At 65.2% G+C, this 25,852-nt stretch carries 24 protein-coding genes; 8 read left to right on the plus strand and 16 right to left on the minus strand.

Going from position 1 to position 25,852, the window contains the following annotated elements; genetic code table 11:
* The first annotated feature begins 18 nt into the window (after positions 1 to 18).
* Together nirD and P9272_RS05275 are read left to right on the plus strand one after the other, a co-directional pair.
* Entirely contained in the window at positions 19 to 348 is a 330-nt protein-coding gene (gene nirD, locus P9272_RS05270) for a nitrite reductase small subunit NirD (protein WP_278159570.1), read from the plus strand.
* Between the two features lie 3 nt (positions 349 to 351).
* Positions 352 to 3,021, plus strand: a complete 2,670-nt coding sequence (locus tag P9272_RS05275; protein WP_278159572.1) for a nitrate reductase — start codon at positions 352 to 354, stop codon at positions 3,019 to 3,021.
* 14 nt (positions 3,022 to 3,035) lie between these two features.
* On the opposite strand, the gene P9272_RS05280 is transcribed toward P9272_RS05275, so the two are convergent.
* The 8 genes from P9272_RS05280 to P9272_RS05315 all read right to left on the minus strand — a co-directional run bounded on the left by P9272_RS05280 (position 3,036) and on the right by P9272_RS05315 (position 12,180).
* Positions 3,036 to 4,022, minus strand: coding sequence for an ABC transporter permease (locus tag P9272_RS05280; protein ID WP_278159574.1), 987 nt, complete (start codon positions 4,020 to 4,022; stop codon positions 3,036 to 3,038).
* The gene (locus P9272_RS05285) at positions 4,019 to 5,005 is read right to left on the minus strand and encodes an ABC transporter permease (RefSeq protein ID WP_278159576.1); all 987 of its coding nucleotides are present in this window, start codon (positions 5,003 to 5,005) and stop codon (positions 4,019 to 4,021) included. Before P9272_RS05285 ends, P9272_RS05280 begins: the two co-directional genes overlap by 4 nt.
* On the minus strand, positions 5,002 to 6,546 hold the full coding sequence (locus tag P9272_RS05290; protein WP_278159578.1) for a sugar ABC transporter ATP-binding protein: 1,545 nt from the start codon (positions 6,544 to 6,546) through the stop codon (positions 5,002 to 5,004). The genes P9272_RS05285 and P9272_RS05290 overlap by 4 nt, the downstream gene beginning before the upstream one ends.
* A 200-nt stretch (positions 6,547 to 6,746) precedes the next feature.
* Positions 6,747 to 7,781, minus strand: coding sequence for an ABC transporter substrate-binding protein (locus tag P9272_RS05295; RefSeq protein ID WP_278159580.1), 1,035 nt, complete (start codon positions 7,779 to 7,781; stop codon positions 6,747 to 6,749).
* 91 nt (positions 7,782 to 7,872) lie between these two features.
* A complete protein-coding gene (locus P9272_RS05300; protein ID WP_127864060.1) occupies positions 7,873 to 8,784 on the minus strand; it encodes a sugar phosphate isomerase/epimerase in 912 nt (303 codons plus the stop codon).
* Between the two features lie 19 nt (positions 8,785 to 8,803).
* Positions 8,804 to 10,330, minus strand: a complete 1,527-nt coding sequence (locus P9272_RS05305) for a mannitol dehydrogenase family protein (protein WP_278159583.1) — start codon at positions 10,328 to 10,330, stop codon at positions 8,804 to 8,806.
* The gene (locus P9272_RS05310; RefSeq protein ID WP_128256194.1) at positions 10,327 to 11,109 is read right to left on the minus strand and encodes an SDR family oxidoreductase; all 783 of its coding nucleotides are present in this window, start codon (positions 11,107 to 11,109) and stop codon (positions 10,327 to 10,329) included. The genes P9272_RS05305 and P9272_RS05310 overlap by 4 nt, the downstream gene beginning before the upstream one ends.
* A gap of 171 nt (positions 11,110 to 11,280) precedes the next feature.
* A complete protein-coding gene (locus P9272_RS05315) occupies positions 11,281 to 12,180 on the minus strand; it encodes a MurR/RpiR family transcriptional regulator (RefSeq protein WP_278159587.1) in 900 nt (299 codons plus the stop codon).
* Between the two features lie 213 nt (positions 12,181 to 12,393).
* Here P9272_RS05315 and P9272_RS05320 point away from each other — a divergent pair, with 213 nt between their 5' ends.
* Positions 12,394 to 13,578, plus strand: a complete 1,185-nt coding sequence (locus tag P9272_RS05320) for a Gfo/Idh/MocA family oxidoreductase (RefSeq protein ID WP_278159589.1) — start codon at positions 12,394 to 12,396, stop codon at positions 13,576 to 13,578.
* Positions 13,579 to 13,606: 28 nt separating this feature from the next.
* On the opposite strand, the gene P9272_RS05325 is transcribed toward P9272_RS05320, so the two are convergent.
* On the minus strand, positions 13,607 to 14,233 hold the full coding sequence (locus P9272_RS05325) for a TetR/AcrR family transcriptional regulator (RefSeq protein WP_278159591.1): 627 nt from the start codon (positions 14,231 to 14,233) through the stop codon (positions 13,607 to 13,609).
* A 200-nt stretch (positions 14,234 to 14,433) separates the two neighbouring features.
* Here P9272_RS05325 and P9272_RS05330 point away from each other — a divergent pair, with 200 nt between their 5' ends.
* On the plus strand, positions 14,434 to 15,093 hold the full coding sequence (locus tag P9272_RS05330; RefSeq protein ID WP_278159593.1) for a methyltransferase domain-containing protein: 660 nt from the start codon (positions 14,434 to 14,436) through the stop codon (positions 15,091 to 15,093).
* A 35-nt stretch (positions 15,094 to 15,128) separates the two neighbouring features.
* Here the strand turns inward: P9272_RS05330 and P9272_RS05335 are convergent, their stop codons facing one another.
* The 3 genes from P9272_RS05335 to P9272_RS05345 are packed head-to-tail and all read right to left on the minus strand — an operon-like array spanning position 15,129 to position 18,197.
* A complete protein-coding gene (locus tag P9272_RS05335; protein WP_278159595.1) occupies positions 15,129 to 15,989 on the minus strand; it encodes a carbohydrate ABC transporter permease in 861 nt (286 codons plus the stop codon).
* Positions 15,986 to 16,876: a sugar ABC transporter permease gene (locus P9272_RS05340; protein WP_278159596.1), complete on the minus strand. Its 891-nt coding sequence runs from the start codon at positions 16,874 to 16,876 to the stop codon at positions 15,986 to 15,988. The genes P9272_RS05335 and P9272_RS05340 overlap by 4 nt, the downstream gene beginning before the upstream one ends.
* Positions 16,877 to 16,904: 28 nt before the next feature.
* Positions 16,905 to 18,197, minus strand: a complete 1,293-nt coding sequence (locus P9272_RS05345) for a sugar ABC transporter substrate-binding protein (protein ID WP_278159598.1) — start codon at positions 18,195 to 18,197, stop codon at positions 16,905 to 16,907.
* 402 nt (positions 18,198 to 18,599) lie between these two features.
* On the opposite strand from P9272_RS05345, the gene P9272_RS05350 reads away from it, so the two are divergent.
* The 4 genes from P9272_RS05350 (at position 18,600) to P9272_RS05365 (ending at position 21,999) form a co-directional block, all read left to right on the plus strand.
* Positions 18,600 to 19,472 carry an ROK family protein gene (locus P9272_RS05350; RefSeq protein WP_278159600.1) on the plus strand — a complete coding sequence of 291 codons (873 nt, stop codon included), beginning with the start codon at positions 18,600 to 18,602 and terminating at the stop codon, positions 19,470 to 19,472.
* The gene (locus P9272_RS05355; protein WP_112126426.1) at positions 19,469 to 20,236 is read left to right on the plus strand and encodes a GntR family transcriptional regulator; all 768 of its coding nucleotides are present in this window, start codon (positions 19,469 to 19,471) and stop codon (positions 20,234 to 20,236) included. Before P9272_RS05350 ends, P9272_RS05355 begins: the two co-directional genes overlap by 4 nt.
* Before the next feature lie 23 nt (positions 20,237 to 20,259).
* Positions 20,260 to 21,051: an SIS domain-containing protein gene (locus tag P9272_RS05360; protein WP_278159603.1), complete on the plus strand. Its 792-nt coding sequence runs from the start codon at positions 20,260 to 20,262 to the stop codon at positions 21,049 to 21,051.
* Positions 21,052 to 21,564: 513 nt separating this feature from the next.
* Entirely contained in the window at positions 21,565 to 21,999 is a 435-nt protein-coding gene (locus tag P9272_RS05365) for a hypothetical protein (RefSeq protein ID WP_128256180.1), read from the plus strand.
* A gap of 96 nt (positions 22,000 to 22,095) precedes the next feature.
* Here P9272_RS05365 and P9272_RS05370 read toward each other — a convergent pair whose 3' ends face one another.
* The 4 genes from P9272_RS05370 to P9272_RS05385 form a co-directional block, all read right to left on the minus strand.
* A complete protein-coding gene (locus tag P9272_RS05370; RefSeq protein WP_278159604.1) occupies positions 22,096 to 23,286 on the minus strand; it encodes an NADH-quinone oxidoreductase subunit D in 1,191 nt (396 codons plus the stop codon).
* Positions 23,287 to 23,363: 77 nt separating this feature from the next.
* A complete protein-coding gene (locus tag P9272_RS05375) occupies positions 23,364 to 23,774 on the minus strand; it encodes a hypothetical protein (protein WP_278159605.1) in 411 nt (136 codons plus the stop codon).
* Between the two features lie 83 nt (positions 23,775 to 23,857).
* Entirely contained in the window at positions 23,858 to 24,475 is a 618-nt protein-coding gene (locus tag P9272_RS05380; protein WP_278159606.1) for an alpha-ketoglutarate-dependent dioxygenase AlkB, read from the minus strand.
* Positions 24,476 to 24,649: 174 nt separating this feature from the next.
* Positions 24,650 to 25,771 (minus strand): NAD(P)/FAD-dependent oxidoreductase, encoded by a 1,122-nt coding sequence (locus P9272_RS05385; protein WP_278159607.1) that lies wholly within the window; start codon positions 25,769 to 25,771, stop codon positions 24,650 to 24,652.
* Between the last annotated feature and the right edge of the window lie 81 nt (positions 25,772 to 25,852).

Here is a 25,852-nt window from a genome sequence, read left to right on the forward strand (position 1 = left end):
CGACAGGAAAGAGACGGCATGAACTGGATCGCCATCGGCTCCATCGCCGACATTCCGCCGCGCGGCGCGCGCTGTGTTGCAACCCCGCAGGGCAAGATCGCTGTCTTCCGCACGGCCGACGACCAGGTCTTTGCCATCGACGACCATTGCCCGCACAAAGGCGGGCCGCTGAGCCAAGGCATCGTGCATGGCGCGGCGGTGACCTGCCCCCTGCACAATTGGGTGATCTCGCTGGAGACGGGCAAGGCGCTTGGCGCGGACGAGGGCTCGGTCAGGACGATCCCGGTCAAGGTCGAGGGCCAACGGCTGTTCATCGCGCTCGAAGCGCTGGCCTCGAAAGCGGCCTGAGGCATGGAGGAAGCACGCGAGGTGAGGACCACCTGCCCCTATTGCGGGGTGGGCTGCGGCGTGCTGGCCAAGGTCGCCGCGGACGGCACGACGACCGTCCGCGGCGATCCCGAGCACCCGGCCAATTTCGGCAGGCTCTGCTCGAAAGGGACGGCGCTGGGCGAGACACTCGGCCCCGAAGGCCGTCTGCTTGAGCCGGAGATCGGCGGCAGGCAGGCCGGTTGGGACGAAGCGCTCGACCTCGTCGCCGAGAAATTCTCGCGGGCGATCGCCAAGCATGGGCCGGACTCGGTCGCCTTCTACGTCTCCGGCCAATTGCTCACCGAAGATTACTACGTCGCCAACAAGCTGATGAAAGGCTTCATCGGCTCGGCCAACATCGACACCAATTCGCGGCTCTGCATGGCGTCGTCCGTCGCCGGCCACCGCCGCGCCTTCGGCGAGGACATCGTGCCCGGAGTCTATGAGGACTTCGAGTGCGCCGATCTCATCGTGCTCACCGGCTCCAACACCGCATGGTGCCACCCCGTGCTCTACCAGCGCATGCTCGCGGCGCGCGGGGAGCGTGGGACGAAAATCGTCGTCATCGACCCCCGCCGCACCGCGACCGCCGACGAATGCGACCTGCATCTGGCGCTCGATCCGGGCACGGACGTGCTGTTGTTCAACGGATTGCTCGCGCATCTCGTCCAGACCGGAAAGATCGATACCGATTTCATTCGTGAGCATACATCGGGCTTCGATGCCGCGGCCGCGCTGGCCAGCGCTGATGCGCCGTCGATCGCGCGTGTCGCGAAAGGCTGCGGATTGGCGGCCGCCGACGTGCAGGCCTTCTATGATCTCTTCGCCGAGACCGATCGTACGGTCACGGCCTACAGCCAGGGTGTGAACCAGTCGGCGCATGGAACCGACAAGGTCAACGCCATCATAAACTGCCATCTCGCCACTGGCCGCATCGGCAGACCCGGCACGGGGCCGTTCTCGGTCACCGGCCAGCCGAACGCCATGGGCGGCCGCGAGGTCGGCGGTCTTGCCAACCAGCTCGCCGCGCATATGGACTTCGCGGACGAGGCCACCATCGATCGAGTCTCCCGCTTCTGGAAGGCGGCCGACATCGCGCGGCGCGGCGGCCTGAAGGCCGTGGACATGTTCCAAGCGGTTGCCGACGGCCGCATCAAGGCGCTGTGGGTCATGGGCACCAATCCCGCAGTCTCGATGCCGGACGCTTCCCGCGTGCGCGCCGCGCTCGCCAAATGCGATTTCGTCGTCGTCTCGGATGTGACCCGCACCGACACCACGCGCTATGCCGACGTGCTGCTGCCGGCCGCCGCCTGGAGCGAGAAGGACGGCACGGTCACCAATTCGGAACGGCGTATCTCGCGCCAGCGGCCGTTCCTGCCGGCGCCGGGTGAGGCGAGAGCCGACTGGCGCATCGTCTGCGATGTCGCGGCCCGCATGGGCTTCGGCGATGCTTTTGCCTACCAGACGCCGGCCGAGATTTTCCGCGAGCATGCGGCGCTTTCCGCCTTCGAGAACAGCGGCGAGCGCCTGTTCGATCTCGGCGGCATGGCTAACCTCAGCGATGAAGCCTATTCCGCCTTCGCGCCGCGCCATTGGCCCGCGTCGGAGCGAGGCGAGCGCCAGACGAGATTGTTCGGCGACGGCCGTTTCCCGACGCCGGACCGCCGAGCGCGCTTCGTGCCCGTGCGGCAGGAGGCAACCGCCTTCACCGTCGATGCCGACAATCCGCTTGCCCTGAACACCGGCCGGCTTCGCGATCAGTGGCACACCATGACGCGCACCGGAAACGTGCCGCGCCTGATGGCCAATGCGCCGGAGCCGGCGGTTGATCTCCATCCGGCCGATGCGGCCGCGCGACACCTCAAGGATGGTGACCTCGCTCATCTTTCAACCCGCTTCGGCTTCGTGCGGGCGAAGGTACGGGTGTCGGAAGCACAGCGGCGCGGTCAGGCCTTCATGCCCATGCATTGGAGCGGGCAGTTTGCGGCCAGGGCGGCCGCCGGCCTGCTGTCCTCACCCATCACCGACCCGCATTCCGGCCAGCCGGAGCTCAAGCATGTTCCGGTCAGGATCGTGCGGGAAGAGACCGGCTGGGCCGGAGTGCTCATCACCCGCCGTGATCTGCGGCCGACAGGTTTCGTCCACTGGAGCCGGCATGCAGTAGAGGGCGGCTGGGTCTACGAGTTGACTGGAACCGAACCGCCGGACCAGGGCATTCTGCTGGCTCGCAAGCTGCTCGGCGTTGAACGGCGGGATCAGCTGCTCGAATACACCGATCGCCGCGGGCTCGCTTATCGCGCGGCGGCCATCGACAATGCCGGCGCCATGGCCGAAGCCCTGCTGGTCGCCGCTCCGGAGCAGTTGCCGGCGCGCGACTGGCTGGTGTCGTTGCTCGCAGCGCGCCAGAAGCTGTCGACAGCCGACCGCCATGCGCTTCTATCCGGACGCTCGCCCGTGCCCATGCCGGCTCTCGGCCGCGTCGTATGCGCGTGCTTCCATGTCGGCATCAATCAGCTTGCGTCGGCGGTCGCTTCGGGATGTGACAGCCTTGAGGCGATCGGCGCGACACTGCGCGCCGGTACCAATTGCGGCTCATGCCGCTCCGAGATCAGGGCGATCATCGATGCCCGCCACGTGCAGGCGGCGGAGTGAGTTGGGCGCGGGCGCTACCGGTCCTCGACGATCCGCAGATAGGCCGCCGTCACGAACAGCACGATGAAGCCGAACAGGATGCGGCGGCCGCCTTCCGGCATCTGCAGGATGGTGAGCAGCGTCGTCAGCACGGTCAGGATCAGCGCGCCGATGATGGTGCCGGTATAGCCACCGCGGCCGCCGAAGATCGACGTGCCGCCAATGACGGCGGCGGCCACGGAAGGCAGCACCAGCGGTTCGGCTAGCGACAGCGAGGGCGCCTTGATCAGGCCGATATAGAGCAGGCCGGTGATGCCGGCGAGCAGGCTGGAGAGCACGTACAGCGCAACGATCACCTGCCAGTAGCGGACGCCGGACAGGCGCGCCGCGCGTTCATTGTCGCCCACGGCATAGAGCAGGCGGCCGAAGCCGGTGCGGTTCAGCATGAAGAGGATCAGCACCGCCACCGGCACGAACAGGAGAAGCGCATTGGGAAAACCGTAGGTGACGCCCGTGCCCAGCCAGTTGAGAAAATCCGGGATTTTCGCGCCGGACGCGATCACGGTGCGCTGGTAGACCTGCAGGAAGCCGGTGCCGATCAGGCTGGTGCCGAGCGTCATGATCAGCGGATGCACGCGAAACACGCCGACGCCGATGCCGTTGACGAGGCCAATCAGCACGGCGGGCAGCATGGCCAGCAGGAAAGCCACGGCCGGATCCTGGTTGACGATCTGGGTGGCCATGATGAAGGCGCTCATCGTCGCCACCGTGCCGACGGAAAGGTCGATGCCGCCGGTCAGCATGGTCATGGTCTGGCAGCCGGCGAGGATCGCCAGCGGAATGGCGAACTTCGCCGTGTTGGCGAGCCAGCGCTCGTTGACGATGCCCGGACGCAGGATCTGCAGGATCACCACGAGAATGATCAAAAGGATGACTAGAGGGATCAGCGGCCGGTCCGCCATGAAGCGCTTCAGGCGGCGGCCGAACGAGACGGACCGGGGCATGGTCGCGATGTCCGTCATGGCGTTGCTCCTGCCGGGCGGCTCCGCATGGTGATGAAGGCGCCGAACATCACGACCGCGACCATGATCAAGCCTTCGATAATCGCCGTGACATTCGGATCGATGGCCAGAAGCGTCAGGTCGGTGCGCACCAGCCTCAACACGAAGACGGCGATGATAGGCCCGAGCAGGCCGCCCTTGCCGCCGCCGAGCGCGACGCCGCCCAGCACCACGGCGGCGACGCTGGCGAGCAGGTAAGGTCCGGGGATGGGCGCGCCGATGCCGGTGCTGATGGTGAGCGACAGGCCACCAAGCGCCGCGAACAGGCCGGAGAGCGCATAGGCGATGATCCTGGTGCGGGCCACCGGCACGCCGCTGCGGAAGGCGGCGAGCTCGTTGCTGCCGATGGCGTAAATGGAGAGGCCGAGGCGCGAGCGCCTGAGCGGAATCCACACGATGCAGAGGCAGACGACGAGCAGCACCAGCGCCTTCGGCACCCATGCATCGGCCCAGTCCGGCAGGCCGGGGACCGGTACGGTGCCGATGACGCTGGCCTTCAGCCATTCGGCGGCGGCGCCGCCGGGAGCGCCGAGCACGAGGAGTGCCGCGCCCTGCAGCACGAACAGCATGGCAAGGGTGACGACGATGTCGGGCACCCGGGTGACGACGATGAGGACACCGTTCAGCGCGCCGAGCACCAGCCCCATGGCGAGGACGAAGGGCACGACGAAGAGCGCATATTCCTCGCTGGCCCCGTTCATCATCGAGGCTGCGGTAACGCTGGTCAGCGCCATCATGGCGGCGACCGACAGGTCGATGCCGCCGGCGATGACGACGACGGTCTGGGCTGCAACCGCGAAAGCATAGGGTAAGACTGCCCGCGCGAGCGACCCGAAGTCGCCGCTGCCATAGCCCGGCTGAATCAGCTTTGTGACGACGAAGAGGAAGATCAGCAGGGCGAAGAGGCCGGCCACCCAACCCTGGTTGCGGAGGAAGCGGGTCATGACGCGGCCTCGGCATTGGAAACGGGTTTGACGTCGGCAAGGATGCCGACATCCGCCTTGACGCCGCGCGGCAGGCCGTAGGCGGCGCGCATCAATGCCGCTTCATCGGCTTCCTCAACCGGAAAAGTGTCGACGACGCGGCCCCCGAAGATGACGATGACGCGGTCGCAGACGCGCTGCACCTCTTCCATCTCGGACGTGTAGAACAGCACCGACTTGCCTTGACCGGCGAGCTCGCGCAGCAGCTTGTAGATTTCCTGCTTTGTGCCGACATCGATGCCGCGCGTCGGGTCGAAGCAGAGGATGGTGCGGGCATTGGCCGCTATCCAGCGGGCGATGGTTACCTTCTGCTGGTTGCCGCCGGAGAGGCGCTGCACCTCGCCCTGGGCGCGGGTGTCGATCTGAAGCCTGCCGATGGCGCCGGAAACCACCACCTGCTCGCGGCGCATGCGGATCGGTCCCCATTTGCGCAGCCCGGCGCTGAAGGGCAGCGCGATGTTCTCGCGCACCGAACGCTGCATGGCCAAGGCCTCGGTTCGGTCCCCCGGCACATAGGCGATGCCGGCCTGGATGGCGTCGCTCGGATGCGAGAATTTCACCGGCGCGCCGTCGACGTCGATCGTGCCGCCGGTCGGGCGGATCGAGCCGGCAAGCGCTGCGAAGAGCTCGTCCTGACCCTGGCCCTCGAGCGCGAAGACGCCGGCGACCTCGCCATTGGCGAGATCGAAGGAGACGTCTTTGAGCTTGGTGCCGAGCTGCAGGTTGCGAACCGACAGGCGCGAACGGCCGCCGGCCGCAACCGCCACCTCATTCGCCGCGCGCGCGGCGACGCGCGCCTTCTCGATGCGGGTGCCGAGCATCATCTCGACTATTCTCTCCTCGACGCCCGGCTCGATGTCGACGACTCCGACGGTGGAGCCGTCGCGCAGCACGGTGGCGCGGTCGCAGAGCGCGGAGATCTCCACGAAACGGTGCGAGATGAAGATGACCGAGCGGCCGGCGTCGCCCTGACGGCGCACGACTTCCAGCACTTTCTCGGCGAGGTTCGCCGGCAGCGCCGCGGTCATCTCGTCAAGCAGCAGCACGTCGGGCTCGACGGCCAGAGCGCGCGCGAGGTCGAGCACGCGCAGGACGGCCAAGGGGATATGGCGGGCGGTCTCGCGGATATCGAGGTCGGGAATGCCGAGCTCGCGCACCCAGGCGCGGAAGGGCTCGACCGGCGTGCTGGTGAGCTTGAGATTGGAGAGCACGTCGAGATCGGGGATCAGCGACGGTTCCTGATAGACCGGCAGCAGGCCGGCGCGGCGGGCGGCGGCGGGGGAGCGGACGTCGAGCTGCTTGCCGCGGATCAGGATGCGTCCGGCATCCGCTTTGATCGCCCCGGTCAGGATCTTCACCAGCGTCGACTTGCCGGCGCCGTTGGCACCCATCAACGCGTGAACTTCACCCGGCAGCACGGACAGCGAAGCGTTGCGCAGCGCGGCAACCGCGCCGTAATTCTTAGCCACGCCGGTGGCGTCGAGGAGAGGGCTGGTGGTCAAAGCGTTCTCGATCTAGAGTGTTTCACCGTTTCACGGAAACGGCGAAGCGCTCTATCCTTTTGTTTTTACGCAATTCCGGACGGAAAACCGCTCACACTTTTCCTGGAATTGCTCGAAGGCTCAAACTATGCGTGCCAAATCAAATGGCAAGGACGCCAGACCTTGGTCCGGCGCCCTGCGCTTGCGTTCGGATCAGGCCCTTATTCGCCCGGGCCCTTGCAGGCGACGATCTGGTCCTTGGTGTAGGTCGTCCAGTCCGGGATCGAGATCGAGACCGGCCATTCGGGGCTGAGCGAGGGGTCGACGACGCTCTTCAGCTTGGCCTTGCCTTCCTCGGTGGCATTCTCCCAAAGCTGTGGCTCGACGAGGACGGTCTGCTGCGCCGGCTTCTTGCCGTCGAGGATCTGCAGTGCCAGCGTGATGCCGGCGCCGCCGATCGACCCGGGATTGGTGACGGCTGCGCCCACCAGGCCCTTGACCGAGCTTAACTGGCCGACGAAGCCGGCGTTGTCGGCACCGACGACCGGTACCATCGGGGCCTGCTGCTCGACCAGCGCGTCGACGATGACGTTGTCGATGCCGGAGGTCCAGATGCCGTTGATCGGCGTTCCGGTGGCGAGGAAGGACAGGATCTGCTGCTTGGCCTGGTCTTGCTGCCAGCCGGTGAACACTTCCTGCGCGACCTTCACGTCGGGAAATTCGGCGAGCGCCTTCTTGAAGCCTTTGTCGCGATCGCTGTCGGCAGAAGCGCCGGCGGCGCCGCGCATGTAGAACACTTCGCCCTTGCCGCCCATCTGCTGGAACAGCCACTTGGCGCCCAAGTAGGCATACTGTTCCTGGTTGTTGGAGATGATGTAGGCGGACGGTTCGGTCACCGCCTGGTCGACGGCGACGACGACAATGCCGGCCTTGGTGGCTTCTTCGAGGCCGGCCTTGATGCCGGCCGGATCGGCCGGGTTGACGACGATGGCGTCGACCTTGGCGCTGATCAGGTTGCGGATGTCCTCGAGCTGGCCGGCGGCGTCGGTGTTGCGGTGGGCGATGTTGAGCTTTGCCACCTCGCCGGAAGCGAGCGCCTGCGCCTTCATGGCGCAGATCATTTCCTCGCGCCAGCCATTGCCCTGCACGGTGTTGGAAATGCCGATCGTGTACTTGCCGGCGGCGGCCGAGGCGCCCACCGAGGCAAGCAGGGCGGCGCCGGCAAGCAAAGAGGCCACGGTCAGATGTCTTTTCATGTCAGTACTCCTCCACATTGATATGTTCAGCTCAGTTCGGTTTTTCAGTTTAGTTCCTCGGGCGCCGACGTGATCGACGCCAAGCTTTCCGTCATTTGATGAAGGGACGCAGCACGTCGCGGGCAAGCAGGAAGCCGCGCTTGACCTTCTCGTCCGTCCCCTCGAAGCGCCGGTCCTCATGCTCGATGATGACCGGCCCGTCATATCCGGCCCGGTAGAGGCCCGAAAAAATCCTGCTCCAATCAATGTCCCCAAGCCCCGGCATGCGCGGCACCTGCCAGCCTATGCCGGCCGAAAGGATTCCGCGCTCGTACAAACCATCATGATCAATCATCAGGTCCTTGGCATGCACATGCAGCATGCTCTTGCCGAACTCGCGGATGAAGCGCTCCTTGTCGATCATCTGCCAGACGAGATGCGACGGGTCGAAATTCATGCCGACATCGCCGCCCCAAGCCTCAAGGATGCGGCGCCAGACGTAAGGCGAGTAGGCGATGTTGTGCCCGCCCGGCCATTCGTCATAGCTGAAGATCATCGGGCAGTTCTCGAAGGCGAGTTTCACACCGTGCTCGCGGGCGTGGGCGATGATCGCCGGCCAGACCTTTTGCGCGTCTTCCCAATTGGCGTCGACATGCTTCGACGCGTCGCCGCCGCAGAAGGTGTTGACCAGCGAGACCCCCATGCGGCTTGCCAGCACGATCACCTTCTTCAGGTGATCGATCACCGCTTCGCGATGCGCCCGGTCGGGATGGAGCGGGTTGGGGTAGAAGCCGAGGCCCGAGATGGCCAGGCCCTTCCCAGCAAGCCCGGCGGCGATGTCCTTGGCTTCAGCGGCCGAGATGTCCACGTCGATATGGCTGGTGCCGGCATAGCGGCGGCTGGCCCCGGAAGTCTTCGGCCAGCAGGCGATCTCCAGCGCCTCGAAACCGGCCGAACTCGCCCAGTCGGCGACGTCGCCGAGAGCAGTATCCGGAAATGGTGCCGTGAGCAGTCCGAGTTTCATGATGCCTCCCAATACCAAACTATGCAGATCGAGCCGGCTGCTTCAACGGCGCATCTGTTGGCCCAGAACAGACTTGTTTGACAAAGCCCATTGGATCGTTCGAGAGCAGGCCGTTGAGCCCCGCGACGACATGCGCGCGGAACGTCGCGTCGGCGGCCAAGGACGGATCGAAGATGGCGTCGATTGCCAAGATCGCGTCGGCGAGCAGTTTGCTGTTCGAACCAATGCGGTCGGCGATTGTCGCAATCCTGTCGGCGAAGGGATCGGACACCTGCCAGGCGCGGCCGAAGCGCGCCGACGCCTTGATCAGATAGGCCATCCAGCCCGCCACGGGAACCGAAAGAAGCTCGATGCTCCCGCCCTTCGCCAGGCGGTCGCGGATCGGGTTGAGCAGGCGCTGCACGATCTTCTGTGAGCCGTCGGTGGCGATCTGGTGGTTGCGGTGGCGGATCGCAGTGTTGGTGAGCCGCGACAGGCTCTGCTCGACATAGGCCATGGGCGATATCCCGGGCACAGGCATCAGCGTCGGCAGTGTTTCCTCGATCAGCATGCGGCGCACGAATCCGGCCAGAAGCGGGTCGGCTATCGTCTCGAACGTGTGCTCGAAACCGCCCAAAACCCCGAGATAGCTGAGCGTCGTCTGGGCGCCGTTCAGCACGCGCATCTTGAGATGCTCGAACGGCGTGACGTCATCGACGAAGCTGGCGCCGACAAGGTCCCAGCGCGGCACGCGTCCGGCGAAGCGATTTTCGATCACCCATTGGCGGAAGCGCTCGCCGACGACCACGGCGCCGTCGCGGTAGCCGAAGCGCTGTTCGACCGCGTCGATATCGGCTTCGGTCGTCGCCGGCGCGATGCGGTCGACCATGGCCGAGGGGAAGGCGACATTGGCTTCGATCCAGCCGGCCAGCTTGCCGCCGCGGCACTCGGCGAATGCGCGCACGACATTGCCGAGGATGATGCCGTTGGTCGGGATGTTGTCGCAGGACAGCAGCGTCACCGGGCGGCCATGCGAAGCCATGCGCAGCTCCAGCGCGCGCGCTAGTATGCCGGGAACGCTACGCGGCGTCTCGGGGTTGGCGAGATCGTGGACGATGTCGGGGTGGGCGAAGTCGAGCGCGCCGCTCGACGGGATGTGGCAATAGCCTTTCTCCGTCACCGTCATGGTGACCATCTCGATCTCGGGCGAGGCGAGCACCTCCAGCGCCGGCGCTGCGCTCTCCTGGCTATCGACGACGCGGACGATGCTGCCGATGATGCGCGCCTCGATCTCGTCGTTCTGACGGATCAGCCGCGTGTAGAGGCCGTTCTGCTGCCCCAGCGTGTCGGCCAGCAGGGGAGGGCGGATGTTGATGCCGACCAATCCCCAGCGGTCGAAATCCTTCGCCAGAAGGTCGTCGGTGTATTCCGCCTGGTGGCAGCGATGGAAGGCGCCGACGCCGATATGGGCGATGCCCGGCTTCAGCGCGTCGCGATCGTAAGCCGGCTTGCGGACCTCCGACGGCAAGCGGCCGAGCAGGGCAGGGCTGAGGTTCTCGGCGCTCACCGGTTGGCTCCGATCACCCATTGCTCTTGGTCTATAAGCGCTCCGGTCATCGGGCCGGCCGCGTCGGAGAGCAGGAAGACGGCGAGATTGGCGATGTCGGTGACGGAAAAAAGCCGGCCGAAGGGCTGCGTCGCGTTGGCTGCGTCGAGCCAGCCCGGACCCTGGCCGAGCGTCTCGGCCTGCATGACGCGTTCGGCCGGCGTGTCGGTCCAGCCGACATTGATGCCGTTGACCCGGATGCGGTCGAAGCGGTGCGCGTTGGCGGCATTCTTGGTCAGTGTAGCCAGCGCGCCCTTGGTGGCGGAGTAGACGGCAAGCTCCGGCGATCCGCAGTGCGCGTTGATCGACAGGATGTTGACGATGGCGCCGCCCTGTCCGCGCTTCTTCATGTCGGCGATCGCCGCCTGCATCAGGAAGAAGGGCGCGCGGGCGTTGACGGCAAACAGCGATGCCCAATCGTCGAGGCTGGCGTCGACGAAGGATGCGCGATCGGTGAGGCCGGCGGCGTTGACCAGGCCGTCGATGCGGCCGAAGCGATCGATGCAGGCCTCAGCCAGTCGCGCCGGAGCTTCGGGATCGGCGAGATCGGCAGCAGCGAAGGCGGCAGGGGTGCCCATGGCCGCGAGCTCGGCGGCCACAGCGTCGCCGCGCTTGCGGTCCCGGCCGGTGATCACCAGCCCAGCAGCGCCAGAACGCGCAAGCGTCTCGGCGGTCGCCCGGCCGATGCCTTGCGTCGCGCCGGTGACCAACACCACCTTGCCGTCGAGACGAACCTCCATTCCTCCTCCCGGAACAAAGTTTCCATTTTTCCAAATATGGAATGATAATTCCCGTTAGTCAATCGTGCTAGAGCGGTTCACCGTTCCATGGAACCGGTGAACCGCGCTATCTCCTTGTCTTTCGCAATTCCGGACGGAAAACCGCTGACACTTTTCCTGGAATTGCTCTTGTCAACCTGTCCGGCGCGCGACGACGCCGTGGACCAAGGCCATACCAACCGCGAGCGAGGCGGCTAGCGAACGGAAGCCGGCGAAATCCTGCTCGACCACTTCCAGCCAGTTGTCGGACAGCTTTACCAGCGGCGAAAAAGTGCTGTCGGTGATGGTGAGGATGCGTGCCTTGCGCTCATGCGCGACGGCAACGAGGTCGGGCGTGATCGAATTGTAGGGGCTGAAGGAGACGGCAAGCACCGCGTCGCGCGGCGTGATGCAACCGACCTGGTCGAGCGCGGTCGAGCCGACATTGTCGACCAGCACATTGCGCACACCTTGCTGTGACAGGGTCAGCGACAGATAGGTGGTGACGGGAAAGGCGCGTTTGCTGCCGATGACATAGATCAGCTCCGCCGCCGCCAAATGATCGACCATCGTCTCGAAACCGGTGATATCGAAATTGTTGCCGATGCGGCCGAGCGATGCCTGGCAGGCGCCGACCATGCCATTGAGGAAATGCAGGTCGGCATTCGGCTCCCCGGCCTTGTCCTGGCTGCCTTGCGCATCCGGCCAGGAGCCTTTCATGCGATCCTTGAACAGGAGTTGGAAATCGGAAAAACCGGAATAGCCGAAGATCTGCGCGAAGCGCACCAGGGTCGAGGGCTGCACGCCGGCCTGCTCCGCCACCTGCGCGATCGTACCCAACGCAACCTCGCTCGGATGCTGCCAGAGGAAGATCGCCACCTGTCGAAGCCGTTTCGGGAAATGCACGGTGCCTGACGAAAGCACTGCACGCAGCTCTTCATAGGTTTGCGGCTTGGTGTAGCCAAGTGCTGCCAGTGATCGGCTCCTCTTCCTCGCTGCCGTCTCAAGGCTATGCGTAGACGGCTCGTCGACCGCCTTGCCGCGGCCGCTCATAAAATATGCCTCATCGTGACCCTAACCATCGGATGCGTCGTCCGATCCCTGCCCACCCGGATGCGGTCCGCCACCTGGACCGAAGGTAAAAAGCTAACGCGGCACAATCGTTTTACAAAACAAAAAATAGAAATATCATTCGAAAACAACCGTCGCCGGTCACAAGATCCGCACCGACCGGCATATCGAACCTTGGGGAGGATAATCGCAATCATGGTCTATGCAACCGCGGACGGAACCACGCGCCAACGCCTTCGGGTCGGGATGGTCGGAGGCGGCCGCAACGCCTTTATCGGCGCCGTGCATCGGCTGGCCATGCGGCTCGACGACCAGATCGCGCTGGTCGCCGGCGCATTGTCCTCCGATCCCCAGAATGCCGCGGCCTCCGCCGCCGAGATCGGCATCGCGCCGGAGCGCAGCTACGCCGATTACCACGCCATGGCCAAGGCCGAAGCGGTACGGCCGGATGGTATCGAGGCGGTGGTCATCGTCACGCCCAACCACCTGCATGCGCCGATCGCGACGGCCTTCCTCGAGGCCGGCATCGACGTCATCTGCGACAAGCCGCTGTCGACGACGCTTGCCGAGGCCGAAGCCCTGGTGGCGCTGACGAAAGCGAAGCAGCGCCGATTCGTCGTCACGTTCAACAACACCGGCTACGCCATGGTCCGCCAGGCCCGCGAAATGGTGGCGGCAGGCGAGCTTGGCCGCATCGTGTCGGTGCATGGCGCCTATATCCAGGACTGGCTGACAAAGCCGATCGACGCCGAGGGCCAGAAGCAGGCGGAATGGCGCACCGATCCGGCGCGCGCCGGCCAGTCGGCGGTGCTCGCCGATATCGGCGTGCATGCCTTCAACCTGGCAAGCTTCGTCTCCGGCTTCGAGGCGGAGGCGGTTTCCGCCGATCTGTTTACCGCGGTGCCCGGTCGTCGCCTCGACGACAACGCGCATGTGCTGATGCGCTGGACGGGCGGCGCGCGCGGCACCATCCTCGCCAGCCAGACCTCGCCCGGCCACTACAACGACCTCTCGGTGCGCATCTATGGCGAGAAGGCCGGGCTCGAATGGTCTGGATCGCGGCCGGAGGAACTGCGCTTCTCGCCCTATGGAGAGGAAACGCGCACGCTGGTGCGCGGCGGTCACGGCTCGACGGCGGAAGCCCGGCGCGTGTCGCGCATGCCGGCCGCGCATCCGGAGGGCTATATCGAGGCCTTCGCCAATTTCTATCGCGACGCCGCCGACATCATCCACGCGCATCGCTCGGGCGGAACGGTCGATGCGGCTCGCGCGGCACAGGTGCCTGATGTCATCGACGGCGCGCGCGGCGTGAAGTTCGTGGCGGCGGCGGTGGAGTCGAACGCGGCGGGAGGGGCTTGGACGCCGGCGCGCTTTGGATAAGCGCTGCGTCTCTGCGACCTTGAGACAATCAGTCGTTATCGTGACCTGCGGCCGGCTGAGCGGCCTGCCGGCGCTCTTCGCCCATCATCTGTGCCAGCCCGCCGAGCACCAGGCTGCGGAACATTGCATCGACCTGTGACGGCGACAGTTTCGGCTTCCGCTCGAACCACCAGTTCAGCGCCGTGAGAAAGGTGCCGACGACGAATTGCACGACGAAGTCGCGCGGGATGGCGTCGTCCTGGAGGGTGGAGGACAGTTCCTGCCGCACCATTTCCGACAGGATCAGGCGGATCTCGTTCTCCGCCACTGCACCGCCTCGCCCGCCGATCATCGTCCGGAAGTGGTCGGCGTACCGGGCCGCATGCTCGAACATGGCCGCGCTGAAGCGTAGCGGATCGTCGTGCGATGCTTCTGCTCCGGCGTGCGATGCCGACCGCGCCTCCGTGAGTTCCTCCCGAAGCATCTGGAAGCCGCTGCGCAGCAGGTCCTCCTTGCCGGTATAGTGCGCATAGAAGGTCGACCGGCCTACATCGGCCTCGTCGATAATGTCCTGCACGGAAAGGGCCTCGTAGCCCTTGCGCAGCATCAGTTCCAGCAACGCCTGGTGAAGGGCTTTGCGGGTCCGGGCGGACCGCCGGTCGATTTCCCGGGGCATGGGCTCGCCTCCTTTGCTCTGCATATGGATGGGCGACTTTTCCGAGACAGCGGGCTCGGATTATCCGCTAACGAACTTTCCATCCGCTTCGTTCGTCGAAAATCTCGAACAAGTTGTCCATTATCATACAACCTGTTTCGAAACTACGGCGCTAGCGCGGCATTGGCCGTCTCACGCCATGAAGAAAGGACCCGACGGACATGCATCATCTGCGAGGCGAAGTGCGTGGTTCCGGGGCCGCAATCGGCCCTGATGCCAACAGCGGCATCGGCTTTCCGCGCCTCTATGACCTGCTGGTCCTCATATTGACCCGTGGGCGCGACAGGTCTTATCGCGAGGCTTTGCTCGATCTGGCCGGCCTGGCACCCGGTTTCCAACTACTGGACGTCGGATGCGGTACCGGCACCCAGGCCATTGTCGCTTGGCGCCGCGTGCAGCCAGGCGGATCGGTGGTTGGCGTCGACGTCTCCGAAAAGATGCTTGCCGCCGCTCGCCGCAAGGCCGGCCGGGCGGGCTTCGATATCGCGTTTCATCACGCCGACGCAGCTCAATTGCCGTTCGAGGATGGCAGTTTCGATGCGGTCACCTTCACCACAGTGCTGCACATGGTCCCAGAAGCGCGACGCAGCCTTTGTCTGCACGAGGCCGCGCGGATTCTTCCGCCGGGCGGACGGCTGCTGCTGATCGACTATGCCGGCCCCGTCAGCGAGCGCGGACACATGTCGGCAAAGCACGGTCTGCACGGCCAGTTCGACCTGCACCGCCTTCGCGAACCGCTGGCTGCAGCGGGTTTCGAGCGCATCGAAGGCGGCCCGCTCACCTGGCTCGGCCTGCATTATCTGCGCGGCGTAAGATCTTGAAGATACGCCGATGGTGTGTGTGCTGTGATCTCGACTTATCCCTTGATCGCCGAGCCGACGATCGAATCCACGAAGAAGCGCTGCAGGAAGACGAAGAGCACGAGTGGCGGCAGCACGGCGAGCGTGGCGCCGGCCATCACCAGGCCGGTGTTGACGGCGCCGCGGTTGTAGCTGAGCAGCCGGCTGAGGCTGATGACGATCGGATAGGCGTCGGCATTGCCCTGCAAAACCGTGAGCGGCCAGAGATAGCTGTTCCAGTGATAGACGAAGGCGAAGAGCGCAAGCGCCGCGATCGCCGGCGCCACGCTCGGCGCCACGATCTTGTAGAGGATGAGCAGCTCGGAGGCACCGTCCATGCGCGCCGCGTCGATCAGATCGTCGGGCACGCCGGCGATGAACTGGCGCATCAGGAAGATGCCGAAGGCGTTGGTGAGGTTGGGCACGATGATGCCGGCGAGGCTGGCGCTCAAGCCCAGCGAGCCGACCATGCGGTAGAGCGGGATCAGCGTCACGATCGGCGGCAGGAACATGGTGGCGATCAGCGCAGAGAAGAGCAGCGAGCGGCCGGGGAAGGAGTATTTGGCGAAGGCGTAGCCAGCCATCATGCTGGTGACCAGGATGCCCGCCGTGGTGACCGAGGCGATGACAAGCGAATTCCACATCGAGCGCCCGACATTGATGACGCCGGCGACCTTTTCGTAGGCCTCGAGGGTCGGCGTGTGCGGGATCCAAACCGGCGGCACCTGCATGGTCTCGGCCGGCGTCTTCAGGCTGGACAGCACCATCCAGGCGAGCGGGAAGGCGGAGGCCACGGCGACCAGCAGCATTGCGGTCGCAAGCAGCGCCTTGCGGCCCGAAGGGCGCTTGCGGGCGAGCGATCGGGTTGCCGCGCTCATTCGCTGTCCCTGCGGTTGACGAAGGCGAACAGTGCCGAGACGCAGACGATCAGCGACAGCATCAGCATCACCGCCATGGCGGAGCCGAGACCGCCCTGCGCGCGTTCGATGCCGACGCGGCGGATGTGGTAGGTGAGCACATTGGTGGAGCCGACCGGCCCGCCTTGCGTGATCAGCGCCACCGGCTCGAACACCTGCACGGCGTTGATGATGGCTATGACGGCGCTGAAGAGAAGCGTGCGGCGAAGCAGCGGCAAGGTGATGAAACGGAACTGCTCCCTGCCGTTGGCGCCGTCCAGCGTCGCCGCCTCGTAGAGGCTGCCCGGGATCTGCGTCAGCCCGGCAATGGCGAGCACGGTGAAATAGCCGACCTGCTGCCAGACATTGAGAAGCACGATCGAAACCAGCGCCGAGCGCGGCGAGGAGAGCCAGGGCTGCGGGCCGATGCCGACCAGGCCGAGCATCTGGTTGAGGGCCCCCTCGCTCGGCGAATAGAGTTTTGACCAGACCAGCGCCACCGCGATCATTGGCACCATGTAGGTGGAAAACAGCACCGTGCGCAGCGCCGTGCCGCCGGCGACCTCGCGCTGATAGACCATAAGGCCGAAGACTACGGACAGCGGCAGGATGAGGACGACGGACAGCGCGGTGTAGATCGCCGTGTTGAGGAGCGCGGTCTTGAAATCGCGCCCCACGGAGGTGGGGCCGAAGATCTCCTGGAAATTGCCGAGGCCGACGAAGCTTGCCTCGGAAAAGGGCGTCTGCGTCGACCAGTCCTGGAAGGACAGCCAGATGGTAAGCAGCATCGGCAACAGCACGAACACGCCGATCAATGTCACGGCGGGCGCAAGCATGATGCCCGCCGAGGCACGAAAAGCTTTGGCCATTCACCTGCTTCCGGTCAGGGACCCGAACTTACTTGGCGGCGCGCTCCAGGATCGACGTGGCATCTGCCTGAGCGTTCGCCTGCGCATCCTTGGCCGAGACCTGGCCATACTGCAACGCCTCGAGCGTCTGCTGCAGGGATTCGGAGAACTCCTGGCCGCCGAGCACGACGGGGAAGGGCCGCGCATCGGCAAGCACGGAGACGTAACCGGACAGGAATTCCGAGCCGAGCTTGTCCTTGTGCGCCTCGATGTCGGAGGTGCGCGACGGCAGGATGCCCATCGACATCAAAATGTCCGACATGGCCGAAGCGCCGTTCTTGCTCGATTTCGGGCTGTTCAGCCAGTCGAGGAACTGCCAGGCCGCCTTCTGCTCGGCCTCGCCGGCCTTTGCGTTGACCACGGTCATCCAGGAGTAGGAGATCGAATGCGGCTTGTCGCCGCTCGGACCCACCGGGATCGGCGCGGTGGCGATGTTGGCGAATTTGTCGCCCATGCCGGTCTTCAGCGCGCTTTCCCACCAATTGGCCATGATGATCATGCCGGTCTTGCCGGAGACGAAATTGTCGAGGAACGGACCGGTTGTGTTGGCGTCTGCCGTCGCCATCGCTGGAATGCTCGCGCCGGACTTTATCAAGTCTTCATAGAGCGCGAAGGTCTCGCCGGCCTGGGAACTGTCCAGCGCCGGCTTGCCATCCTTGACCAGGTTGCCACCATTGGAGACGAGCAGCGAAGCGAAAGGATGGACCACCCCCGCCGCCCATGAATTGATCATGCCGAAGCCCTGCTGGCCCTTGTCCTTGTCGGTCAGCTTGGCGGCGGCATCCTTGAATTCGGCCCATGTCTTGGGCGGGGCGGCAATGCCTGCCGCCTTGAACAGCTCCTTGTTGTAATTCAGCGCGTAGACGTCGATCTCGTTCGGGATGCCGTAGAGCGTACCGCCGACAGAAGCGGCGCTGACGACGCCCGCCGGCCAGGCGCTCTTCACCTCACTGGCAACAGCATCGGGGACAGGGGCGACGAGCTTGTCCTTGGCCAGTTCCGGCAGCCATAGATCGTAGATGCCGCCGATCGTCGGGCCGTCGGAGGAGCCGCCCTGCGAGCGCAGCGTGGTCAAGAGATCGCCGAACGGAACCGCGCGCACGGTGACGGCGACATCGGGATTCTGCTTGGAAAAATCCTTGGCCGCCGCCTCGAGCAGCGCCACCGTCTCCGGCGACCAATGCGTCAGGTAGGAAATGTTCACCGATTGCGCCCAGCCGGTCACGGGCAGCGCGACCAGCCCCGCGGCAAGCGTCAGCTTCGAGATCCAGGCAAGCGACATCGGCATCCTCCACACAGGCCGCGACAAGAGCTATGACGTTATGACAAGTTAGAGTAAGGGCGCAAGCCCCTTGCGTGCGAACGTTTGGATCAGGTTTGTAGGTCAAAAGTCTGGACGATATCTGGTTTGCCCAATAACGTATATAAATCAGATAGTTGATAATCAACTTCTGCTGATTTCCGACCGGCTGGCAGCCGTGAACCTCTTTGCGGCCCTTGCAGACGGCATCATGTCATTATAATGACCTCTCGGAAAGGTAGTCGAGTGGCGACGAGTGCCTTCGTGCAGCTTGCCGAGCGAGCCTCAAAGAATGAGAACTGGTAATGAGCATGCTTTCCATACACCGGCGCGCCGCGCCGGCAGCGGATTGTTCGCGCCGCCAGTCGATCGGAGCCGAGAGACATGACACGGGTCCTCGCCATCGATCTCGGCGGCACCAATCTGCGTGCCGCGCTCCACACCGGCGATATCGGCGCTCTTGCGCCGCAGGCCCGCGAGCCGGCGCCGGGCACTCTCGCCGCGTTCGCCGCGCGCGTTCTCGCGCTTGCCGTCGCGGGTGAAGCCAAAGCGCTCGGGCTTGCGGTGCCCGGCCTGACCGAAGGGTCAGTCTGCCGTTGGACCCCGAACCTGCCCTGGCTCGATGGCGTCGACATCCAGGCATTGTTCCCCGACCTGCGGGTCGCGGTTGGCAATGACGCGCAGATCGCGCTTCTGGCGGAGGCGGCCGAGGGCTCGGCCAAGGACGTTTCCGATGCGATCCTGCTTGCGATCGGCACCGGCATCGGTTCGGCGGTGCTGGCCAATGGCCGCATCGTCGCCGGCGCGCAGGGCGGCGCCTGCTCCTTCGGCTGGGCGTGTGCCGATGCCGAGGATCAGGGCGATGAACGCAGCGGCTGGCTGGAGCGCGTCGCCTCGGGACGCGCGCTCGATGCGCTTGCCAGCCAGGTCGGGCTCGCAAATGGCGGCGAGTTGATCGCCTCCGCCCGCGCCGGACAACCCGCCGCGCTTACCGCCGTGGAGGAGACCGCGCGACGGCTGGGCGCCGCGCTTGCCGGCGCTGTGGGGTTGCTCGATCCGGGCGTCATTCTGGTCTCCGGCGGCCTGGCGGATGCGCTGGATGTAATCGCTCCGCCGCTGCTTGCGGCGCTTCGGCGTCAAGTGCCGCCGCATCTGCGCGGCATCGAACTCAAGCCTGGAAAATTCGGCTCTCGCGCCGGCCTGGTGGGAGCCGCGCTTGCCGGGCAGGCGGGAAGCGGGTGGAGGCAGATCCGATGAGCGAAGCGAGCTTTCAGCAGCCGGACCGCAGGCGGCCGGAGCCGCTCTGGTACCAGGTCGAGGAGGCGATCCGCGCCATCGTCAAGAGCGGCGAGTGGGCGACCGGCGACCAGATCCCGGCCGAGGACCGGCTCTGCGCGCTGTTCGGCGTCAGCCGCATCACGCTGCGCCACGCGCTGCGCAACCTCGAGGAAAGCGGGCTGCTCAGGCGCGAGCACGGCAGAGGCACCTTTGTGCGCTCGGCCACGCTGGTTGCCGGCACTCGCGAGCTCACCTCCTTCACCCAGGAAATGGGCAATATCGGCGTGGTCGCCGGCTCGCGCCTGCTCGACTGCAGCCTGACGACGGCGAATGCGGCGGCGGCCGGCGCGCTCGAGATCGAGGAGGGCGATCCTATCGTGCGGATCCGGCGGCTGCGGCTCGGCAACAATGAGCCGATCGGCATCCAGACAGCGCAGCTGGCCGCTGCGCGCGTGCCGGGCTTCCTCGATGCCGGCCTGCTCAAGGGCTCGCTCTACGAGGCGCTGGAGCGCCAGTACGGCATCGTGCCGGTCGAGGCGCGCGAGAATTATCGCGTCGGCGCGGTCAGCGCGGCCGATGCCGAGCTGCTCGAGCTGCCCGCGGGCAGTCCCGCCTTCGTCGTCGAGCGCATCACCATCGACGAACGCGGTCCGTTCGAATTCACCGTCTCGGTCATGCGCGGCGACCGCTACGAGATCCGCTCGACGCTGCGCGCCGGCCGCCTCCCAAACACCAGAAGCTGACACGATCAACCAGGAGTACCAAAGTGTCCGATCTCTATATCCCACGCCTCTCCGCTCTTCTCGAACAGGCTTCAAAGGCGAATGCCGAAGCCTTCGGCCAGGCGGCGAGCCGCTTCGCCGACACGTTGGAAAATGGCGGACTGGTGCATCTCTACGGCTCGGGCCATTCGGTGCTGCCGGCGCAGGAGATGTTCCCGCGCTATGGCAGCTTCGTCGGCTTCAACCCGCTGACCGACCCGCGCGTGATGTGGCACAATGTGCTGGGCGCCGGCGGCGTGCGCGAGCTCTTGTGGCTGGAGCGGACCGAGAAATACGCCGAGAAGTTCCTCGACCATCAGCCGCTGAACGAGGGCGATTCCATCATCATCTTCGGCCATAGCGGCCGCAATTCCTCGGGCATCGACACCGCGCTCTACGCCAGGAAGCGCGGCATCTTCGTGGTCGCCGTCACCAGCAAGAAAAATCTCGACAAGCCGGCCACGCATTCCTCCGGCAAAAGGCTGGCGGATGCAGCCGACCTCGTCATCGACACCTGCTCACCGATCGAGGATGCGGTGGTGCCGATCGAAGGCTGGAGCCGGCCGGTGGCGGGCTCCTCGACGGTGCTGGCGATGATCATGGCGCATGAGCTCTTGGCGCGTACGGCCGAGCAATTGTCGAAGCGCGGCATCGAGCTGCCGGTCTTCGCCTCGCCGACCATTGCGGGCGTCACGCTGCACGACACCGACGTCATCTACGGCGTCTATCGCGAGCGCATGATCGAGGCGCAGAAGAGGCACCTGCCGACCTTCCAGGCGACGATGCGTGGAGAATGACGATGCTCGGGAGGTGCGTTCGGCGCGTCTCCCGTGAGCCGTTCAAGGTCGGCGTGGAATGCTTGGGCGGCGCGTCATTCTCATCGGGGTTGGGGATCGGCTCCTCATCGGGAAGCCTATCCGGATCCGGCTCGCGCATCGGCTTGGGCTCCGGGATGGGCGGAGGCGTCGGCACCGGCGTTGGAGACGGGTCCGGATTGGGGAGAATGGCCATCGTTTTTTCCTTCCGCTCGGCGCCTTGGCAGGCTCTGCGCGATCCCGACAGGCTGGATGTCCTGCCCGACTTGAAATGATTGGGTGATCGCCGCATTCGGGCACTTCGTCGGGAGCGATCGGCGGCGCAAGCTGGCAGAACGGCCGCGTCAGCGGATGGTTCCCACATGATCGCGCCACGAGATCGCGACAGGTGACGATCAAATGATTCCGCGCGTCCGTTTCGGCTCTTGCCGGCGGCGGTCGGCGCCTTAGTTCCCGTAGTGGGCGGGTGGCCATCAGCCGACATAGGAGGCGGCCGTGAAGCATCAAACCCTTGACCAAATCAATGCGATTGCCGACGTTCATCCGGAAGCACCGGCTCTCATCGCCAATCGGGGCCAGCGCCTTGAGCGCTGGGCGCAACTTCTCGAACAAAGCCCCGGCCGCCGCCTCACGGCGTTGGCGGGCACCGAATACGCTCCACCCGACGTGCGTGAAAGAATGCGCACCGACGGATCGGCGATCACCGTCGCATTCGAAGATCCGATCTTCCGTGCGCAGGGCCTGCAGGATGACACTTACGGCGAAGCCAAGCGCTTCTTCGAGATGAGCGACTGGCAACTGCATGAGGTTGTCTGCCATTGCCATGTCGGCGCCAACATGCCGGCGCGCTGGGCGGCGTCGCGCGTGCGCGCGGCGGTCTCTCCCGGTGCAGGCATTTTTGCGTGGCTGAGAGCTGTGTTCATGCATTAAGGCGGTTCCGTCGGCGCGATCGTGCCGGGCCCGACGGTTGATGGAAGAGATGGGGGGAGACGCCGGGCTCCCCTTCTCCTCGGACGATCGACCTTGTCAGCGATCGATCTCGCCGAAGACGATGTCTAGCGAGCCGATGATCGCCGCGACATCCGCCACCATGTGCCCGCGCGACAGGAAATCCATCGCCTGGAGATGGGCGAAGGATGGCGCGCGTATCTTGCAGCGATAGGGAATGTTGCTGCCGTCGGAGACCAGATAGACGCCGAACTCGCCCTTCGGCGCCTCAACCGCGGCATAAACCTCGCCACGCGGCACGCGGTGACCTTCGGTATAGAGCTTGAAATGATGGATGGTCGCTTCCATGGAGCGCTTCATGGTGGCGCGCGGCGGCGGCGTGATCTTCTGATTGGGCACCGCGACCGGACCCTGGCCACCGGCTGAGCGCAGCTTCTCCAGGCACTGCCGCATGATGCGCACCGACTGGCGCATCTCTTCCATGCGCACCAGATAGCGGTCGTAGCAGTCGCCGTTCTTGCCGACCGGGATATCGAACTCCATCTCGGGATAGCTTTCATAAGGCTGTGCCTTGCGCAAGTCCCAGGCGGCGCCCGAGCCGCGCACCATGGGACCGGAGAAACCCAAGGCCCAGGCGTCATCGAGCGAAATCGCGCCGATATCGACGTTGCGCTGCTTGAAGATGCGGTTGTCGGTAAGCAGGCCCTCGAGATTGTCGCAGACCTTCAGGAACGGATCGCAGAAATTCCAGATGTCGTCCAGGAGCTGCTCCGGCAGATCCTGATGCACACCGCCGACCCGAAAATAATTGGCGTGCATACGGGCGCCGGATGCGCGTTCATAAAACACCATCAGCTTCTCGCGTTCGGCGAAACCCCAGAGGGGCGGGGTCAGGGCGCCGATATCCATGGCCTGCGTGGTGACATTGAGAAGATGCGACAGCAGCCGCCCGATCTCGCAGAACAGCACTCGGATGAGTTGCCCGCGCCGAGGAACCGATATTTCCAGCAGCTTTTCGGCGGCAAGGCAGAAGGCATGCTCCTGGTTCATTGGCGCCACATAGTCGAGCCGGTCGAAATAGGGTAGCGCCTGCAGGTAGTTCTTGTATTCGATCAGCTTCTCGGTGCCGCGATGGAGCAGGCCGATATGCGGGTCGGCGCGGTCGACGATCTCGCCGTCCAATTCCAGCACCAGCCGCAGCACGCCATGCGCGGACGGGTGCTGCGGCCCGAAATTCAGGGTGAAGTTGCGGACTGCGGCTTCGGTCATGGCGACCTCCGCAAGAGTGAGGATCGAAGGCCAAGCGCGGCCCGTGGGCCGCCGTCTGGCCGGGGCATGCCCCCAGGTCAGGCCGTCGTCTGGATGATCAGCGTCAGCGTGCCGTCACCATCGATGTTGGCGGCGACGACCTGCGAGGAATTCAGCCCGTTCGCATGCAGGACCGACGTTGCCTCGGGCGAAGCGTCGACCGAGTTCTGCAGCTTGGCCAGCTCCTTTGCCGTCGTCCTGGTGACTATGGCCTCCGCCTGCGCCTTCACTTCCGAAGGCAGGTCCTCCATCGCCACCACGACAATGTTGGTGACGTTCTGGGCGGCGTCGTTCTGGCCGGGCTGGGGCTGGCCGGGCTGCGGCTCGTCCGGGAGGGGTTCCTGAGCAGGAGGCGGGGCTTGCGGCGGCTGGGGATCGGCGCGTTGAGCAGAAGCTGGCTGCGCCAATGCCATTGCCGACAGCGTCAGGACCACCGTCAAGGTGCGCATCGTCCTTTCCTTTCGATCTCGAAATCTGACCACACAACCCTGGGGCCGGGTGATGGTTCCCGGAAAGCCGTGACAGCGGCGACTCAAGAAACGCGCATTGTCCGGAAGGTGACGGAGTAGCGGTGTTGCGTGACAGGCGGGATGGAGTGCTCCCACTCGTTTCGCGCCGGTCCCGCCATGAGATAAACGGACCTGGGCTCGACCTCGATCGTTTCGCGGTCCCACGCCGTGCCGCTCTTGCGGCGCAGCCGGAAGCTGCAGGGCGCCAGCAGGGAAACACCGGCGACCAGCTCGAAATGCGGCTTGTCCTTGTGCCAGCCTATGCCGGCGGCCGGGCGATATTCGTTGATCAGCAGCTGTGCGAATTCGCTCGCCGCGATGCCCGCGAATTCGGCGACCTTGGCGCGCAGCGGCAGCAGGAAATCCGGAATGGGCGGCGCTTCGAGCACCTGGCGGCGCTCATAGTCATAGCGCAGGCCAAAGCCGATGACCTGCCTGTTGGCTAGATAGCCGTGAAAGTCGAACGGCTTGAAAGGCAGGCCCCGGATATGGCGGACCAGTTCGTGCTCTTCGTCACGGGTGATCAGTTCCGGCTGGTAGGAAAAGCCTTCGGGCAGGCTTGCGGCCAGCGCGCGTGCGGGCGCACCAAAGAGATCGCCCTGGCGGGCGCTCTCCCTGGTCGGGCGTTTGGCTGATGACATGCGGCTCAGATAGGCGATCGGAGCACGTGTGCAAGGCTGCTCCCGGCCTGCGGAACTTTTCTCAAAAGGCAAATTCTTCAACGAATTCGTGCGCGATCGCTTCAGATACCGCCTCGCCGGACGTGGACGCCGGCATTGAGCACCAGAGCGCCGCGTCTTGACGCCGCGGCGTCGTCAGCCCGTCTTGGGCGCGAGGATGCACATCACATGTTCGGCAATCGCCAGACTGGCAGTCAGGCCGGGGCTTTCGATGCCGAGCAAATTGATCAGGCCGTCGATGCCATGCGTTGCGGCATGCTGGATGACGAAATCGCTGTTGGCCTCGCCTGGGCCGGAGAGCTTCGGCCGGATGCCGCTATAGGCCGCCTGCAGGCTGCCATCGGGCAGATCAGGCCAATATTTGCGGATCGCGGCATAAAAGCGCTCGCCGCGCGTCGGATCGACCCGATAGTCGATCGTGTCCGTCCACTCGACGTCCGGTCCGAAGCGGGCGGCGCCCGCAAGGTCGAGAGTAAGATGGACGCCGAGCCCGCCGGGCTCAGGCACGGGATAGACAAGATGGGAAAAGGGCGCGCGCCCGGCAACCGAGAAATAATTGCCCTTGGCGTAGCGAAGCGTCGGCAGGAATTGCCGGCCAAACCCTTCGAGCGAGGCTGCCAAGGTGACGGCGCCAAGGCCGGCCGCGTTGATAAGGCGCGGCGCGGCGATCTCGAACTGCTCGCCGCTCGCCGCGTCAATCGTCCGCACCACGATCCTGCTCGGCTCGACGCGGCCCGAGACGATGCGGGTGTTGAGCGACAGGGTGGCGCCGTTGACCTCGGCGTCGCCGAGCAGGCCGAGCATGAGCGCGTGGCTGTCGATGATGCCGGTTGAAGGGGAGAGCAGCGCCTTGGTGCAGTGAAGCGCCGGCTCCAGGGCATGCGCTTCGGCGGCGGAGACGAAGCGCAAATCGTCGACGCCGCAGGCAGCGGCGCCAGCCTGGATCGTGGCAAGCATGGGGTCCTGGGCCTCGTCGGTCGCCACGATCAGCTTGCCTGCGCGGCGATGCGGGATCGCGCGTTCTGCACAGTATCGGTACAGCATGTCGCGGCCAGCGACGCAGAGCCGGGCCTTCAGCGAGCCCTCCGGGTAGTAGATCCCGGCATGAATGACTTCCGAATTGCGCGAGCTCGTCTCGGTGCCGATGCCATCCGCCGCTTCGAGGACTATCGTGTCGAGGCCTTGCGCAGCCATGGTGCGCGCAACCGCCAGGCCGATCACGCCTGCGCCAGCGATGATGCAATCGACTTGTTCCATGATCCAACCCTGCTGCGGCATCGGTTCCGCGACGGCCGCGGCTTGTTGGCGCTATCGATCCCGGCTTCGCGGCTCTTGCGA

This window comes from Mesorhizobium sp. WSM4976 (assembly GCF_029625685.1).
Classification (GTDB): domain Bacteria; phylum Pseudomonadota; class Alphaproteobacteria; order Rhizobiales; family Rhizobiaceae; genus Mesorhizobium.

Bases quoted from the DNA above. Each gene is read 5' to 3' on its own strand.
- nirD (WP_278159570.1), top strand. From the start codon at position 19: ATGAACTGGATCGCCATCGGCTCCATCGCCGACATTCCGCCGCGCGGC.
- P9272_RS05275 (WP_278159572.1), top strand. From the start codon at position 352: ATGGAGGAAGCACGCGAGGTGAGGACCACCTGCCCCTATTGCGGGGTG.
- P9272_RS05280 (WP_278159574.1), bottom strand. From the start codon at position 4,022: ATGACGGACATCGCGACCATGCCCCGGTCCGTCTCGTTCGGCCGCCGC.
- P9272_RS05285 (WP_278159576.1), bottom strand. From the start codon at position 5,005: ATGACCCGCTTCCTCCGCAACCAGGGTTGGGTGGCCGGCCTCTTCGCC.
- P9272_RS05295 (WP_278159580.1), bottom strand. From the start codon at position 7,781: ATGAAAAGACATCTGACCGTGGCCTCTTTGCTTGCCGGCGCCGCCCTG.
- P9272_RS05300 (WP_127864060.1), bottom strand. From the start codon at position 8,784: ATGAAACTCGGACTGCTCACGGCACCATTTCCGGATACTGCTCTCGGC.
- P9272_RS05310 (WP_128256194.1), bottom strand. From the start codon at position 11,109: ATGGAGGTTCGTCTCGACGGCAAGGTGGTGTTGGTCACCGGCGCGACG.
- P9272_RS05315 (WP_278159587.1), bottom strand. From the start codon at position 12,180: ATGAGCGGCCGCGGCAAGGCGGTCGACGAGCCGTCTACGCATAGCCTT.
- P9272_RS05320 (WP_278159589.1), top strand. From the start codon at position 12,394: ATGGTCTATGCAACCGCGGACGGAACCACGCGCCAACGCCTTCGGGTC.
- P9272_RS05325 (WP_278159591.1), bottom strand. From the start codon at position 14,233: ATGCCCCGGGAAATCGACCGGCGGTCCGCCCGGACCCGCAAAGCCCTT.
- P9272_RS05330 (WP_278159593.1), top strand. From the start codon at position 14,434: ATGCATCATCTGCGAGGCGAAGTGCGTGGTTCCGGGGCCGCAATCGGC.
- P9272_RS05335 (WP_278159595.1), bottom strand. From the start codon at position 15,989: ATGAGCGCGGCAACCCGATCGCTCGCCCGCAAGCGCCCTTCGGGCCGC.
- P9272_RS05340 (WP_278159596.1), bottom strand. From the start codon at position 16,876: ATGGCCAAAGCTTTTCGTGCCTCGGCGGGCATCATGCTTGCGCCCGCC.
- P9272_RS05345 (WP_278159598.1), bottom strand. From the start codon at position 18,197: ATGTCGCTTGCCTGGATCTCGAAGCTGACGCTTGCCGCGGGGCTGGTC.
- P9272_RS05350 (WP_278159600.1), top strand. From the start codon at position 18,600: ATGACACGGGTCCTCGCCATCGATCTCGGCGGCACCAATCTGCGTGCC.
- P9272_RS05355 (WP_112126426.1), top strand. From the start codon at position 19,469: ATGAGCGAAGCGAGCTTTCAGCAGCCGGACCGCAGGCGGCCGGAGCCG.
- P9272_RS05370 (WP_278159604.1), bottom strand. From the start codon at position 23,286: ATGACCGAAGCCGCAGTCCGCAACTTCACCCTGAATTTCGGGCCGCAG.
- P9272_RS05375 (WP_278159605.1), bottom strand. From the start codon at position 23,774: ATGCGCACCTTGACGGTGGTCCTGACGCTGTCGGCAATGGCATTGGCG.
- P9272_RS05380 (WP_278159606.1), bottom strand. From the start codon at position 24,475: ATGTCATCAGCCAAACGCCCGACCAGGGAGAGCGCCCGCCAGGGCGAT.
- P9272_RS05385 (WP_278159607.1), bottom strand. From the start codon at position 25,771: ATGGAACAAGTCGATTGCATCATCGCTGGCGCAGGCGTGATCGGCCTG.